The organism is Niallia taxi, assembly GCF_004005475.1.
GTDB classification, from domain to species: Bacteria; Bacillota; Bacilli; order Bacillales; family Cytobacillaceae; genus Niallia; species Niallia taxi.
Map to the genome: position 1 here is coordinate 48,483 of NZ_RZTZ01000015.1, position 15,012 is coordinate 63,494.

The 15,012-nt window shown below is 38.0% G+C and carries 15 protein-coding genes; 9 read left to right on the forward strand and 6 right to left on the reverse strand.

The window, feature by feature from the left end; translation table 11 throughout:
• Positions 1–53: 53 nt before the first annotated feature.
• Positions 54–1,178 (forward strand): glycosyltransferase family 4 protein, encoded by a 1,125-nt coding sequence (locus tag EM808_RS23795; RefSeq protein WP_328168595.1) that lies wholly within the window; start codon positions 54–56, stop codon positions 1,176–1,178.
• A gap of 54 nt (positions 1,179–1,232) precedes the next feature.
• Here the strand turns inward: EM808_RS23795 and EM808_RS23800 are convergent, their stop codons facing one another.
• The 6 genes from EM808_RS23800 to EM808_RS23825 form a co-directional block, all read right to left on the reverse strand.
• Positions 1,233–2,120 carry an NAD-dependent epimerase/dehydratase family protein gene (locus EM808_RS23800; protein ID WP_127741527.1) on the reverse strand — a complete coding sequence of 296 codons (888 nt, stop codon included), beginning with the start codon at positions 2,118–2,120 and terminating at the stop codon, positions 1,233–1,235.
• Entirely contained in the window at positions 2,113–2,943 is an 831-nt protein-coding gene (locus EM808_RS23805) for a dTDP-4-dehydrorhamnose reductase family protein (RefSeq protein ID WP_127741529.1), read from the reverse strand. Before EM808_RS23805 ends, EM808_RS23800 begins: the two co-directional genes overlap by 8 nt.
• Positions 2,944–3,930, reverse strand: a complete 987-nt coding sequence (locus tag EM808_RS23810; RefSeq protein ID WP_127741531.1) for a polysaccharide biosynthesis protein — start codon at positions 3,928–3,930, stop codon at positions 2,944–2,946.
• The gene (gene wecB, locus EM808_RS23815; RefSeq protein ID WP_127741533.1) at positions 3,923–5,014 is read right to left on the reverse strand and encodes a non-hydrolyzing UDP-N-acetylglucosamine 2-epimerase; all 1,092 of its coding nucleotides are present in this window, start codon (positions 5,012–5,014) and stop codon (positions 3,923–3,925) included. The genes EM808_RS23810 and wecB overlap by 8 nt, the downstream gene beginning before the upstream one ends.
• Before the next feature lie 167 nt (positions 5,015–5,181).
• Positions 5,182–5,700 (reverse strand): hypothetical protein, encoded by a 519-nt coding sequence (locus EM808_RS23820; protein ID WP_127741535.1) that lies wholly within the window; start codon positions 5,698–5,700, stop codon positions 5,182–5,184.
• A 45-nt stretch (positions 5,701–5,745) separates the two neighbouring features.
• Positions 5,746–6,264: a hypothetical protein gene (locus tag EM808_RS23825; RefSeq protein ID WP_127741537.1), complete on the reverse strand. Its 519-nt coding sequence runs from the start codon at positions 6,262–6,264 to the stop codon at positions 5,746–5,748.
• Between the two features lie 193 nt (positions 6,265–6,457).
• Here EM808_RS23825 and EM808_RS23830 point away from each other — a divergent pair, with 193 nt between their 5' ends.
• From EM808_RS23830 to EM808_RS23865, 8 genes are all read left to right on the forward strand, one after another.
• The gene (locus EM808_RS23830) at positions 6,458–7,672 is read left to right on the forward strand and encodes a glycosyltransferase family 4 protein (protein ID WP_127741539.1); all 1,215 of its coding nucleotides are present in this window, start codon (positions 6,458–6,460) and stop codon (positions 7,670–7,672) included.
• Between the two features lie 41 nt (positions 7,673–7,713).
• Complete coding sequence (locus tag EM808_RS23835; protein WP_127741541.1) at positions 7,714–8,946, forward strand: glycosyltransferase family 4 protein; 1,233 nt, start codon at positions 7,714–7,716, stop codon at positions 8,944–8,946.
• Positions 8,946–10,082 carry a hypothetical protein gene (locus EM808_RS23840; protein WP_127741543.1) on the forward strand — a complete coding sequence of 379 codons (1,137 nt, stop codon included), beginning with the start codon at positions 8,946–8,948 and terminating at the stop codon, positions 10,080–10,082. Before EM808_RS23835 ends, EM808_RS23840 begins: the two co-directional genes overlap by 1 nt.
• Before the next feature lie 141 nt (positions 10,083–10,223).
• Entirely contained in the window at positions 10,224–11,135 is a 912-nt protein-coding gene (locus EM808_RS23845) for an NAD-dependent epimerase/dehydratase family protein (RefSeq protein WP_127741545.1), read from the forward strand.
• Positions 11,136–11,287: 152 nt separating this feature from the next.
• Positions 11,288–11,917 carry a DUF1796 family putative cysteine peptidase gene (locus EM808_RS23850; RefSeq protein ID WP_127741547.1) on the forward strand — a complete coding sequence of 210 codons (630 nt, stop codon included), beginning with the start codon at positions 11,288–11,290 and terminating at the stop codon, positions 11,915–11,917.
• A 28-nt stretch (positions 11,918–11,945) separates the two neighbouring features.
• Positions 11,946–12,599 (forward strand): DUF1796 family putative cysteine peptidase, encoded by a 654-nt coding sequence (locus tag EM808_RS23855; RefSeq protein ID WP_164849770.1) that lies wholly within the window; start codon positions 11,946–11,948, stop codon positions 12,597–12,599.
• Between the two features lie 371 nt (positions 12,600–12,970).
• On the forward strand, positions 12,971–13,720 hold the full coding sequence (locus EM808_RS23860; protein ID WP_127741551.1) for a glucose 1-dehydrogenase: 750 nt from the start codon (positions 12,971–12,973) through the stop codon (positions 13,718–13,720).
• A gap of 53 nt (positions 13,721–13,773) precedes the next feature.
• Complete coding sequence (locus EM808_RS23865) at positions 13,774–14,961, forward strand: MalY/PatB family protein (RefSeq protein ID WP_127741553.1); 1,188 nt, start codon at positions 13,774–13,776, stop codon at positions 14,959–14,961.
• Positions 14,962–15,012 lie beyond the last annotated feature (51 nt).

The following is a 15,012-nucleotide window of genomic DNA, read 5'->3' on the forward strand; positions in this document are numbered from 1 at the left end:
ATGACAAAAAAGAGGTCAATTTGGAGCGCTTTTCCATATCTTATTAGAAGCATGTGGAAAAAATTAAAGATACGAAGGGATGCGGGAAAACAACAATGAATATTCTTTTTGTCTATTATGTGCCTAGCGGCGGAGTGGAAACTTTAAATCGTCAGCGTTCTGCTGCGCTAAAACAGGCGGGGATACACAGCCATTTCCTTTATTTCCGCAAAGCAAGGGACTTGGTTAATGACCATGAGGGACCTACATTTATCACAGATGATGATACAGAAATAAAAGCAATATTAGAAAAAGGCAACTACGACTTGATGGTAATCATCTCAGACTATAAATCGATTCCTCGCTTTCGGAATTTCGGATACACTGGACCTATTATTCTAGAGATACAAGGGTATGGCCCAAAGCATGTGGCTAGAACGGAAATGACAAACGCAGTTCCATATGTGACAACACCAGGAATTGGGCTGCTTAATCCTAAAACACCTCATATTTCTCAAATTTTCAGTGAGTTATTTCCAGCTATACCAACCTTCCAATTTAATAATTGTTTCGACAGTAATAAATTCACATATAAGCGCCTGCCAAAAGCGGATAAACCTATTGTTGCCTGGATTGGTCGGCTGGAGGACAATAAAAACTGGAGAGAGTTTCTGCAGATAGGTAAAAGACTCTTGAACGATGTGAATAAAGGTATTCAGCTTTATATGTTTGAAGATCCTACATTATCTACACAAGAGGAGAGGGCAGCCTTTCAGCTTTTAGTGGATCAGCTCCAGCTTGCTGAGCATTTGACTATATTGCCGAATATCCCAAATGAAAAAATGGCAGATTATTATTCGATAATTGGCGATTCAGGCGGTTTTCTATGCTCTACATCCAAGGTGGAAGGTGCACCTTATTCTGTGCTCGAAGCATTCAGTTGTAGATGTCCAGTACTTACAACAGACTCAGATGGAGTGAGAAGTTCGATCATTCATAATGTGACTGGAAAATATTATCCCCTTGGAAATATTGATGCGGCATGTAAGCAAGCAAAGGAGCTGATGTACTACACAACCGTGAGGGAGCGTATCCGTACAACTGCTTATCTGCATTTAACACGCGAATTCAGTCCAGAACAGTACTGCCGGAATTTTGTTTCTATGATGAGTCATTTTGGTGTTAAAACACAGAATTAGAAAAATAATAAGTAACTCCTAAAGAAAGTCGTGCATTTTCATGCACGACTTATTTTATCCTTGGAAATAATTGAGCATATCAGCTAACGAAAGTGTTAGTGACCTTTCCTGCTGCCAGCCTAATTCCTTTAGCTTAACAGGGTCTATCAGAGGAGTAGTATCGGAAACATCAGATTTAACTGATTTTATTTCAATGGTCCTTCCTGTTAATTGTTCCAGATGTTCCAAAACCTTTCCTAACGAATGGTTAACTCCTGTTGTTATATCATACACTTCTCTACTTTTTCCTTTAAGCAAAATATATTCATATGCAGACACTGCATCGCGAACATCGATAAAATCCCTTGTTGCATTACTATTTTGTACAGTAATAAATGGTTTTCTCTCATCTTTGACAGATTCGAGAATCTGTTTAACAAAAATAGCACAAACACCGTTTGAATTACCAGGACCAATCAAGTTTGTTGGTTTTGCGACCATAATGTCCAGATTATACAGATGAGCCCAAGATAGTGCAATCGTTGTTTGGATTGTTTTGCTTAAACTGTAAGGGTGCGGGATAGCGGAAATATCCTGAGGATTGGTCTGCAGGGCTGAACCAACAATCAGCATTTTACAGTCTGGCTTGTGCTTTGCTGCTGCTTGAAGCAAATAGGCTGTAGACATCGCGTTAATTTCCAGTGTTTTAATAGGATTATCCCACGAATCACCGACATGGTTTTGTCCTGCTAAATGCAGCAAGTAGTCTGGCTTGCACGTTTTCATTAATTTTTCTGCATCCTGTTCGTTAGCTAAATCACATAGCAGGAGCTGGTTGATGCCAGGAATGAGGGTATTTTTTTTTGCTGCTCCATAGACATAATAGCCTTTTTCCGCAAAAAATCTGCAAGCGTGGATTCCTGTAAACCCGCTCGCACCGGTAATCAAAATTGTTTTATTCATTTTCTATCATCCACGTTTTCATTTCCTGTAGCATATCCAAGTAAGAAGGGGGATCATAAATATAATCAGTTCTAGTATTTACAATTGTTCTGTCTAGTTTGTTCTTCTTGTCAGGAAGGATTTTCACATCATCTTTGTCAAATACGGTTTGAAACAGCTTTAACAATTCAAACTTTGAAATTTTTTCTTTTACACATAAATGATAAAGACCTGTTACCTTATTCTCAATCATCTTTTCCGTTGCTTTTGCCAGCTCTATTGTTGTTACTCCATTCCAATATACGTGTTCATATCCTTTTATTTCACCAGTTTGCTTCATGAACCATAAGAAGAGACCAATTCCATTATCTTTTTGTTCAGGACCAATTATCGAAGTTCGGATAGTCAGGTTTTCATCATCTTTAATTTCACCGTATTGCTTTGTTTTGGAATATTGTGTAGTCCCATCTGGAATACAGTCCTCTGTATAATCTCCTTCATCACCGGAAAACACGCAATCTGTGCTGATATGAATTAGCTTTCCGCCGTTTCTTTTCGCAAGTTTGACGAGCTGATGCGGCAAAAAGCTGTTCACTTGCATGGCAATAAAAGGATTTTTCTCGGCATCTTCGTTCAAGATGCCGATACAGTTAATGATGATATCTGGTTTTATAGAGTCAATAATTTTCTCTAATGTAATCAGATCTGTCACTTCAAGATAAATACAATCTTTATCTTGCTTATCCCTTGATGTGTAATAGACTTTATATTTCGGATTTTTTTTGAAATATTCCACCATTACATGTCCTGCCATCCCTTTGCCACCAAGGACTAAGAGCTTCATTTAGATAAGACCGCCTTTCGATAGCATATCCTTGATTTCCTCTTTGCTGATTAAGCCGATGCTGGAATTATATTCATCCAGGTCAACAGGAGAGCAATCTGCATAATGCTCTTTTAACCCATCAATATGAATGGATGGCAAGATAACATAATATTCCTCATCATAAATGCATGTTGTAGTGCACTCATATTTGGAAAGCAACAGCTCGTGAATTTTCTCCCCTGGGCGGATTCCGAGTATTTCTGTCTTAACATTTTCTACTTGTGAAAGCTCAACAATTACATCTGCTAAGTCGATAATTCGGCATGCAGGCATTTTCATGACAAAGATTTCGCCGCCATAGCTTTCAAAGGTAGCTTTAAATACCAACTTGATTGCTTCTTGTACTGTCAAAAAGAATCTTGTCATTTTAAGATCTGTGATGCCGACCGTCTGTTTATCCCGAATTTGCTTTTTGAAGACATGTATAACACTTCCATTTGTTCCGAGCACATTACCGCCACGAATGCAGACAAATTTCGTATCTGTATTAAGTGTGTTCGCATGAATGATTAGTTTTTCTCCCATCGCTTTTGATAAGCCGTAGAAATTAGAAGGGTCAGAAGCTTTGTCTGTTGAAATATAGACGACTTTGTGGACATTTTGTGCAATCGCGGCATCTATGACATTCTGTGTACCGATGACATTTGTTTTCAATGCTTCGAGGGGCTGGTGTTCACAGATTGGCACATGCTTTAATGCTGCTAAATGGAATAAGTAATCGACATTTTGGCATGCATCCATTAACGTTTCTTTTTCTTTAATGTCACCAATAATAAAATGAAGCTTAGGATGATTGTCAAACTCTTGTTTCATCATGAATTGTACCGATTCATTCCTAGAAAAAATGCGGATTTCCTCTGGATTCTCACACAGCAGCTGCTTCACCAGCTCATGTCCCCATGAACCTGTTCCACCTGTAATTAAAATCTTTTTATTTTCAAACAACTTCCATTCCTCCCAATACGATTTTTACTATTTTATCTGAAACATTCACATGGTCATAACCATCAGGGAAAGACCATTTTCTTGATTGATTAACCATTGACTTTACACAGCTTATAATCTGTTCACCATTCAGGCCAGAAAGGATATTACTTCCACATTCAATTGTTTCCATCCGCTCTGTAGTTTTGCGAATTGTTACAGTCGGAACATGGAACAAGCAGCATTCCTCCTGAACAGTTCCACTGTCAGTAAGCACACAAAGAGCGTTTTTTTCCAACTTCACAAAATCAAAAAATCCAAATGGCTCATAAAATTCAATTAAAGGATCAATTTTAAGCTCTTTGTTTTGTTCTATACGAGCTCTTGTGCGAGGATGTATGCTGCATATTATCCTTTTTTTATACAATTTAGCTATTGAATTGATGCCAGTAATAATTTCCTTTAACCGATCTTTATTATCGACATTTTCTGCTCTATGTGTTGTTACAAGGAAATAGTCTTGCTCTTTAAGAGATAGTTTATCTAAAATGCCGCTGGAATCGATTCGTTCGCCGTAATGAAGCAATACCTCATAAATGGGATTTCCAGTCACAAGAATTCTGTTTGATGGAAATCCTTCCTGCAGAAGATTCTGCTTGCTTTGTGGCGTGTAAGGTAAATTAAAGCTAGAGACACTATCAATTAGTTTCCTGTTTTTTTCTTCTGGCACATCCAGATCAAAGCATCTGTTCCCAGCTTCCATATGATAGACAGGAATGCCCATTCTTTCGGATAAGATAGAACTTAAACCACTGTTTGTATCGCCGAGTACCAACACTTTATCCGGCTTCTCTTTGTTCAATATCAGTTCTAATTCTTTGAAAATGACGGCAAGCTGTTCTCCCAACGACTGATGCTTTTCACTTAGCACATAATCTGGCTTTCTAATTCCCATTTCGAGAAAAAATATTTCACTTAAAGACGAAGTGAAGTTTTGTCCTGTATGCACAAGGATATGTTCATCTGCCAATTGATCGAGTTTGCCGATTATTAAACTAAGACGGATGATCTCTGGCCTTGTCCCCAATATAGTCAATACTTTCATTTCTCACCTCTCGTAAAGCCTGTAATGAAGAATCTCTATAACATATGCATGTCCGTCCTGCATGTTCTAGGCAACCATCCTTTTTAATAGAAAAAATATGAGAATGAATCTTATATTTTTACTAATAAAAAGCTCCCCACTAATGGGGAGCTTAAACCGAGAATCTACTAAATTGCGATTACTTCGTTAACCGTAACTTGTCCTAAATAATTTCCAGTGCCTGCTGCGCCTGATGTTACTGTTGAAGTAATAGTCAGAACTGCGTTAGTGCCAAGAAGCTGCAATGCAAGCAGGGCATCGCCGGAGGCAATTTCTACACTTAAAGGACCACCTGCATTCACAACGTTTGTAAACACAGGTATTGTTGCAATAACAATGCCTAATAGGTTAACGACCTCTAAGACTCCGCTAACGATGACTGTTTCCGTTCCAGAAAAAGCATAGTTAACGCTGACTGGTAAAGCGACATTTAAAAGCCCCAATGGAAAAGTAAATCTGCTTACGAAGGTTACTGTTTGGTTCGCTGCACTATTTGGTGCCCAAATATAAGCATTGCTTCCGTCAATGAATGGGGCAGTAGCAGATGGTGTTACCACAACTGGTGTTTGTGGGAATGTTCCGCCAGCAGTATTTGCGACAATCGTAGTATTGGCTGGAGTTGTAAAACTTTGTAAAACGATTGGCATTTCTTCACCTCCTATTTTTTAATCTATCCTTTAGTTATTTAAGCTTTAGACAATTGTTTGAACGGTGATTTCACCTAAATAACGCCCTGTGTTAACAGGCTCGTAAGGAGTCGTGATAGGTGCTGTCACAACAGCATCAATTGTAATGTTTATTGTTCCGCCAAGAATACTTGCTGCAAGTAGAGTATCAGCTGCAATTGTGCTTACATTTAAAGGGTTTCCTAAGTTTGTATCACCTGAAAATAAAGGAATTGTAAGGACAATCACTCCTAATACATCGAGCACTTGCAATGTTCCCGTAACTGATACAGTTTCGTTTCCAGCATACGCATAAAATACTGTTAATGGCAAAGCTATACCCAACAGCGGAGCACCTAATGAAAAGACACTGCGGAATGTCACAGTTTGTCCCGATACACTGACAGGAGACCAAATGTAGGAGCTGTTTCCATCAACTAACGGAATTTGAGGCCCTACAGTTACTACAGGTCCAGGAGCTGTAGCGGAATCTGCAATTCGGACAGTGTTAGCTGTGTTTGTAAAGGCTTGTAATGCAATAGGCATTTATTTCACCTCCTTTCAAATATCTCGGAAGTTACAAAATAGCATATGTGCAAAATACAAAGAAGTTTGGACAAATATTATGGGTAAAATATGGATTTTTTTGAAAAGTACCGCGATTTTACAGGTAACAGCCTATACTTGTTTTATTTCTTGAAATATGAATAAAGAGACAAAGAGGAAAGGGGTTGTATATATGAAAATCCTGCTTGCGACATACTGGATCGTTCCACATGTCGGAGGAGTATGGAATTATATGAACCAATTAAAAAGACGACTTGAGGCATTAGGGCATGAAGTAGACTTATTAGGATACGGAGAAATGCATAGATACACCTATTTTGTATCTGAAGAAAAAAAGATTTTTAATGACGATTTACAAGAACAAATAAATAGCCGTTTACAAAGTATGCAGCATAAACCGTATATGGCAGATCCTGTTGTCACTTATTGTGAAAAACATCGGATAGGATATGAAATTGCCATATCTAGTCTTAATTTGCAGAAGTACGATATCATTCATACTCAGGATGTGTTTTCAGCAACAAGCTTTGGCAATTTGAAGTTAAGTGGCCCTAAGTTAATTGCAACATTGCATGGTTCAGTTGCACATGAAATGAAAGATCATCTTCTCTATGAACATGTTACGGCAACTTCACAAATTGGCTGTACGTATTTCGATGAATTGGAGTATTTAGGAGCGACTGCTGCTGAGATTACAATTGTTGCAAACAATTGGCTTAAAGAAATTCTCATAAGCGAATTCCATGTGCCAGCAGAGCAAATGACTGTATTACATTATGGATTCGATATAGAAGCCTTTTTAAACAGAATTGATCCCCAAGATAGGAGCATTACAAAACCACTTGGAAAGCAAGTTATTCTTTTTACCGGAAGATTAGTTGCACTAAAAGGTGTACACATATTAATAGAAGCATTAAAACAACTTAAAGGTTCTTTATCCAATTGGGTATGCTGGATTGTTGGAGAGGGAGAGAAGCTTAATGAGCTCAAGCTTCAAGCAGCAAATGCCGGACTAGAAGATATGATTGTATTTTTTGGAAAACGGGAAGACATTCCGCAGCTTCTGTCTAGAGCAGATGTCTATGTTCTTCCAAGTATGATTGAAAATCAGCCATTATCTGTTATTGAAGCACAAATTGTCGGCAAACCTTGTATTGTAAGCGATGCAGGCGGGCTCCCTGAAATGATTACTCATGGGTTTACAGGATTGATCGTTCCTAAAGGGAATGTAGAAGAGCTTCGGAACAGTCTTTATATGCTTTTAGTAAATAAGCAGTACCAAACGTTCCTTGGAGTCAATGCTAAGCAATGGGGACTAAAGCATTGGTCTTTAGAAACGGGAGTCGAGAATTTATTAGGGATTTATCGTTCAGCAACCAATCTATAAGACTTTTTTAAAATTATAGAAAAGGAGAAGAGTTGATAAACATGAAAATATTATTAGCCACCTATTGGCCAATCCCCCATGTTGGCGGGGTCTGGAACTATATGGAACAACAAAAAAGAGAACTTGAAAATCTAGGTCATGTGGTAGATTTGCTTGGCTTTAATGAGGATACAAGTGTTGTATATATTTACAATAAAGATAAGGTAATTGAGAAAGAAAAAATTATGCCATTGCTCGAAGCGAAGCTTAATGAAGAAGCATATCCAGAGATACATGCAAATGCGCTCGTGAAATACACTGAATTTCAGCGCTATGTTTTTGAGCTTTCAGCGGCCTATCTTGGACTTGCAGAATATGATGTTATACACACACAAGATGTGATTGCAACTGCAAGTATTGCAAGAGTACTACCGGAGGGCACGGTGTTAGTTGCAACACTTCATGGTTCGGTGGCGCATGAAATAAGGCACCAGCTGACAGGAATGCATAAATCGCCGACTTCTTTTATGGCTCGTGCCTACTATGATGAATTGGAAAGAATTGGTGCTACTGCTGCATCCTACACAATTGTAGCAAATAATTGGATGAAAAAAATTCTGACAGAGGAATTCCAAGTCCCAGAAGAGCAGATAAAGGTGCTTCACTATGGCTTTGATACAGATACATTCCTTTTGGAATCCAAAAAGGTTAACGAATCGCTGCTGATTCCTGAGGATAAGACAATCATTACCTATACGGGGCGACTTATAGAAATGAAGGGCGTGCACCACCTGATTGCTGCCTTAGGAAAACTTAAGGAAGACAGGGACGATTGGGTTTGTTGGATTATTGGAGAAGGCGATAAACAGAAGGAATTGGAAAAACAAGCAATCGAACTTGGATTAGAGGACGATGTGTTTTTCTTTGGAAACAGAAGCGATGTCCCATATTTATTATCCCAGTCAGATATCTATGTTTTTCCTAGTCTATTGGAAAATCAGCCACTATCTCTGGTGGAAGCACAAATTGCCGGAAAGCCTGCTATTGTTAGTGATGCAGGAGGACTTCCTGAAATGGTAGAGGACGGGGTGACAGGACTGATCTATCCAGCTGGAGATGTGGATGCATTATACGGTCTGTTACAGCTGTTGTTAAATACTCCTAACTTCCAGTCAATCATCGGAAATAATGCGAAAATATGGGGATTGGATTATTGGTCTTTATCTAAAGGAGCCAAAAGTATTTTAGAAGTATATGAGCTTGCGTTAGCAAAAGGGAGGGAGGAAAGACGATAATGAAGTTTCCTTGGAAACAGAACATCCATAAAATTCTCCCTTCTGTAAAAAAGGAAGAGAAGGACAAGACGAATCATTATCATAATGAGGACAATCCAAGTAATGATAATAATGATTCGAGTGATATGAAAACGCAGCAACCTCTGCAATGGCGTCAACATCAACACTGGCAGAATTATCAGAAGTGGTTCGAGCAGCAGCGAGAGCGGGAGCAGCTTAGAAAACAGGAACTGCAACGAAGGTTAGAGCACCAACAAAGAGTAGCGGAGCAACGAAGGGTAGAAAAGCAACGGTGGATGGAGAAGCAGATAAGGCTTAAGGAAGAGCACAGACTTAAGGAGCAGCAAAGACGGCAGGAACAGCAAAAATGGCAGGAACAGCAAAAACTAGAGGAGCAGCACAGGCTAGAAAAACAGCAAAAATTGGAAGAGCAGCACAGGCTAGAAAAACAGCAAAAATTGGAAGAGCAGCAAAGGCTAGAGGAACAGCAAAAACTGGAAGAGCAGCACAGGCTAGAGGAACAGCAAAAACTGGAAGAGCAGCACAGACTAGAGGAACAGCAAAAACTAGACGAGCAGATACGAATCTGGGAAAAAATCAATAGCGAACTTCCCGCTGACTACAAAATACCGAATGAAAAGTCAATATCTGTCTTTCAGCCGATGAAGATAGAATCGTATCAGCATTTATTTATCAGAAATACCTCTGCAAATACCAGTCAAAACCCGTTGTTTATTGATAAACAAATAATGGATCAGCTTTGTCAGGCGCTACCTCAAAATTATTTGCTTCCTAATGTTCGTACATTAGAAGTTTTCTCAACGATGTCAAGTGATGTCTATAAGTCTCTTTTTGTTGAAAAGTCAGAAGCAAAACAGTATTTTGTGGACCGGTCACTATTTGATCCGATTGTTGGTTCTTTACCAGGCGATTATCAGCTTCCTAACTCCCGTATGATTAAAATATTCGATGAAATATCAAGTGATAACTATGATGATTTGTTTGAAAAAAAGGGTCAGACAAAAAAAGCATTTGTTGATAGGCAATTTATAGATGGGATAGCATCGAAAGTGCCAGTTGATTACAAAATTCCCGATGCAACAGCAATTAACAATATGTCAACGGAAAGAATATGAGCTTTAGCGAATGGTTTGTCGCCATTCGCTTTTTTCTAAGCTAATCAATAAAGTCCATTTTTTGCTCCGTATGGTCACCCGCCATATACACAGCATACTCAATTATCATAAGCTATTAAAAATGAGTAGAGGAGCAGAAGGATGAAAGTAGCAGTTACTGGCGGAGCAGGATTTATCGGCTCTCATTTAACAGATTATTTATTAAAAGCGGGATATGAAGTTCATATACTGGATAATTTTTCATCAGGCCATTATTACCATGACCATCCAAATGTGATTGTACATGAAGTGGATATTCGCAGTGAAAGGGCTCAAGCAATTATAGCAGAAGAAAAACCTGAATTTGTATTCCACTTAGCAGCACAAGCAGATGTTACACGGTCGATAAATAATCCATGTGAAGATGCAGACATCAACATCAATGGTACTATTAACATTTTAGAAGGATGCCGAAAAGCAAAGGTAAAAAAAATTATTTTTTCTTCGACATCTGCTGTGTATGGCAATCTTCAAAAAGCAACGATTGATGAACAAGATCATACGGCACCTATATCTTATTATGGGTTATCCAAATTATCTGCTGAAAAATATATTCAACTTTATCAGGAATTATACGGATTGGATTTCACCATCCTGCGCTATGGAAATGTATATGGTCCAAGACAGACTGCCAAAGGGGAAGGTGGCGTCATTGCCGTTTTTATGGATAGGATAAAGGAAGGAAGCTGCTTGAAAATCCATGGAGATGGTAAACAGACAAGAGACTTTGTATTTGTTGAAGATGTTGTGGATGCAAACATTGCAGCGATGAAAAACGACCGTAATGATATTTTTCATGTGAGTACAAATAAGCCGACATCCATTATTCAACTTGCTGAAATACTGTTAGAACTTCATCCGGACAGCCTTGAAACAATGCATGTTACAAGCCGAACAGGTGATATAAAACATAGCTGTCTTTTAAATGGAAAATGCTGTGAACAGCTTGGATGGATGCCGAAGTACAGTATAAGTGAAGGCTTAAAAAGAACGTATCATTATTATAACAGCTAACTAATAACAACCCACTTTTGTTTAAGAAGCCAATCCCAAAACTTCATCCGATTTTTCCACATAAACTGTAAGACTGTCTTTCATCAGATGCTTGGCTCTATGAGTTTTCATTTTGATAATGGCACGCAAGTGTTATTAAAAGGAGTAAGTACATGAAGCTTAATGAAATTAAAGGTGAGTATGATGCTGTTTATAGTTTAGGTGAAAACTGCCTTCCAGCCATGAAAATGAGACAGTTTCATCTCAGGCCATTTGCCGGTCCACTAGACTGGGTAGGGATACAGTATGTGCATAAGGTAGCTAAGCTAATCCGCACATATTTTACTGATTTTCTAGCAGAAGAGAACCTAGTCCCAACTGGATATGCTTCAGACTCCGATTTGCTTGTGTATGATATTGAAAACATCATCAGCTTTAATCATGATTTTAAAACAGATAGAAATACGCTTGATAATCTGATGGATCTGCCATTTGTAAAGGAGAAATACTACAGAAGGATCACCAGGTTCATTCAGAGTGTACAAACTGATAACCGTATCTTATTCATTCGGACAGTAGCATCCATTGAAGAAATAATTGAGCTCCAATCCGCACTTCGGGAGGTTGTTAAAGGAGACTTTACATTATTAGTCATTAATCATTATCCTATTACCGAACTTATTGAGCAAGAATGTTATATTGAAAATGTATGTTCGATATGCCTGCCAAATGAAGATATATGGGATGGGAATAATCATCACTGGCAACAAATTTTCAATGGAATTTCAATTCGTCCCAAATGAATGCATGAAAAAAGGAGATTTTGAATATATGAGCGTACAAGAAATGAAAGGAACGTATGATGCTATTTTCAGCTTAGGAGATTTGTGCTTGGCAAGCATCCAATTGCGTAAATTTAATTTGCGCCCATTTGCTGGTCCACTAGACTGGATGGCTTCCAACACCCTTCCAGATGTTACTAGATTGCTAGCTAACAGATTTTCTGGATATATGGAACTTCACAATCTGAAAGCAACAGGAGAGTATTCAACAGGCATCAACTCTACTGATCCACACTTGGTCATCACAGATACCGCTTACAACATTGTATCTAGCCATGATTTCAGAGCAGACAGCAATACATTCACAAACTTCCCCGAATATTCAAAGGTTAAACAGAAGGTAGATCGACGTGTTGCAAGAATGCTGGAATACTTTGAAAAAGGGGAACGTTTGTTGTTTGTCAGGACAGAAGCATCATTTTCAGATACACTGCAGCTGCAATCCGTCTTATCCGATCTAGTAAAGCATCAGTTTCATATACTTGTCGTCAATCATAATAACAGACAGGATATGGAAGTGAAAAATTGGCCAATCAAAAATGTAACGGTAGTGGAAATGCCTGTATACGAAAAGTGGACAAACAATGATGACTATTGGGAAGGTTTGTTTGAAAACATTTTTGTAAAAGATGTTCAAGAATAAAGAACGCTCCATATTACTTGGGGCGTTTTTTTTACTTAAAAGTCGTCATCAATAAAGGAATTTTTTCTGTGCCCCATTATCGAAAACATATTGTAAATTTGTGAAAATGGAGAAGCAATATAGTAAACTAAATCGGCGAAATATAATAATTTTACGCACTCAAATAAATTATAAAATTAAAAAACAAGCATTAGAAATACTAAATAAACTAAAAGAATTCCATATTAACACCAATTTTATAAAACGGAAATAAGGCTGTTTTACTGTGATGGAAAAAAACAAAATCAATATTTATTAGAGGTAATTTTTGATATCTCGCCAATCCTTTAATACAATATTAGTATAGAAATAAAGGAAAGAAGGAGACAGCCATGAAATTTTTAAATCAGGTCGTTATTGTAACTGGAGCAAGTAATGGGATTGGCAGGAGCATTGCAGAGCATTATTTAAAGGAAGGAGCTAAGGTTGTTTTTGCAGATATTGATGAAGCTGCCTCAATGGAGATTATTAATGCCTCTAATTATTCAGAAAATGCAGCTTTTATTAAAACAGATGTAAGACAGGAGCAAGATATCATTCAATTAATGGAAAAGACGCAGCAGCAGTTTGGGGAAATTGACATATTAATAAATAATGCTGGAAAGGCTCTGTTTAAGTCCATTTATGAACTAACCTTGGATGAATGGGAAGATGTCTTACATACAAATTTGCGAAGTGTATTTTTATGTTCACGAGAAGCAGCAAAAATCATGAAACAAAATGAAAATGGTGGCTCTATTGTAAACATGTCTTCGACAAGGGCATATATGTCTGAACCGAATACAGAAAGCTATAGTGCAAGCAAAGGCGGAATTATGGCCATTACGCATGCATTAGCGAATAGCTTGGCCAATGATCAGATTGCTGTTAACAGTATCGCGCCTGGCTGGATTGAAACAAAGCACTATGAAGATTTAAGGGCTATTGATCATGAACAGCATTTATCGAAAAGAGTAGGCAAGCCGGCAGATATTGCAAGAGCATGTCTCTTTTTAACAAATAGAGACAACAATTTCATTACAGGCACTAATCTAACAGTAGATGGTGGAATGACTGTAAAGATGATTTATGAAGAAGATTAAGATGCAGCTTAATCTAATACATATACTGATGATGGGAAAGGAAAGTGGAAGTTATGATAAATAATTTTGATGAGGTAGTTAATCGGAGGAACACGTATTCAGTCAAATGGGATGGCGGAAAAATGATTAAGGAGATGGGTCTTACGGAAAGATACGACGAAGACACTATTCCTTTGTTTACAGCGGACATGGATTTGCCTGTGCCAAATGCATTAGTCAAAGCATTGCATAAAACAGTGGACAACAGGATTTACGGCTATTCGATTTTTCCTGATGAATACTATGAAGCGATTCAATATTGGTTCAAAAAAAGACATGACTGGGAAATAGAAAGAGACCATATTGTATATAGTCCTGGGACAGTGCATGCAATGAATATGGCTATTCGCGCCTTTTCCGAACCAGGTGAAGGTGTCATCATTCAGCGTCCGGTATATCCACCTTTTACTTCGGCTATTGAAGGAAACGGAAGAACAGTTGTTAATAATCCGCTTCAATGTGATGAAAATGGCTACTATACCATCGACTTTGCAGATTTTGAAAGAAAAGCAAGTGATTCTAGCACAAAAATGTTCTTATTATGCAATCCTCATAATCCAACAGGAAGAAACTTTCGTAAAGAGGAATTACAAAGATTAGCAGATATTTGTAAAAAGCATGATGTTTTAATTATTGCAGATGAGATTCACGGTGATTTAATTAGAAGTAATGAGCAGTTTATCCCAATGGCGAAAATAGCAGATAACGATTTGCTTATCACCCTTACAGCTATCAGCAAGACCTTTAATGTAGCAGGTCTCCATTGCACAAATGCGATTATTCCTAACTTAAAGCTTCGTAAACAATTTTTGAAAACAATGGGCTATCAAATGGCTTCACCATTTACCATTTCAGCGCTCATTGCCGTGTACCGAGAAGGAGAGGAATGGCTGGAGGATTTAAAAGCATATATTGATGGCACAATGGAAATGGTCAAGAAGTTTATCGACAAAAACATGCCGAAAGTGAAGGTAACGATACCTGAAGGAACCTATATTATGTGGATGGATTTTTCTGCGTATAATATAACGCCAGAGGAGGTTCATGACAGAATATATAATAGAGCCAACGTCCTGCTCGAAGATGGAAGCATGTTTGGTGAAGAAGGAAAAGCATATCAGAGAATCTGTATTCCATCACCAAGATCTATTATCCAAACTGCCTTGGAAAGAATGGCAAAGGAATTTGAAGATTTGCAGTAAACAATATGTCCTTTGAGCAGTGTGAGTTAATACGCATTGTTTAAGGGGTGT